Raw genomic sequence first — 567 nt, 5'->3', positions numbered from 1 at the left:
GCACCAAATATTGTTGGAACCAATAAGCCAATTTTAAATATGGCGGCAAATTTAGCACCGGCTTTAGATGTTGATTTGTCTGATAATACCGCAGCCTTAAAAAATAAAACTACACAACAACTCAATGTGCTTTACCACCTTTATTGGTATAACACACAAGGTGTAACGCAAGCTTGGCCGAATCAGCAAGAAAGCCAATCAGGCAATATTTTATTGCAACCACAAGAAAAGAAAGTGTTTGAGCTACCAAAACCAAGCACAGAAAGTAGCAATTATCGTCTTTACTTACAATAGTTTATGTCCACATTATTAATTGACCTTGAAGGTCATGAGCTCAAACAAGAAGAAGTTGAATTACTGGAACATCCTTTAGTTGCTGGTTTGATTTTATTTACCCGTAATTTTTATGATCGTCAGCAAGTTCAAGCGCTAATTAAATCCATTCGTCAACGAGTGAAAAAGCCTTTATTGATTACCGTCGATCAAGAAGGTGGTCGCGTGCAACGTTTCCGTGAAGGTTTCACTCAGCTCCCTGCGATGCAGGCTTTTGCGGCATTAGTTGAGGAC

Annotated in this window: 2 protein-coding genes; both read left to right on the top strand. The window is 39.0% G+C overall.

The annotated features are described in order from the left end of the window. Nucleotides 1–294: hypothetical protein (locus J5M67_RS27560; RefSeq protein ID WP_207888559.1), on the top strand; the 294-nt coding region annotated here is incomplete at its 5' end. A 3-nt stretch (nt 295–297) separates the two neighbouring features. Beyond that, nucleotides 298–567, top strand: a 270-nt coding sequence (locus tag J5M67_RS27555; protein WP_279381589.1) for a glycoside hydrolase family 3 N-terminal domain-containing protein, incomplete at its 3' end; no start/stop codon positions are given.

The organism is Pseudomonas sp. 30_B, from assembly GCF_017491605.1.
In the GTDB taxonomy this organism is placed as follows: domain Bacteria; phylum Pseudomonadota; class Gammaproteobacteria; order Pseudomonadales; family Pseudomonadaceae; genus Pseudomonas.
This window is presented reverse-complemented; position numbering and strand designations above follow the sequence as displayed.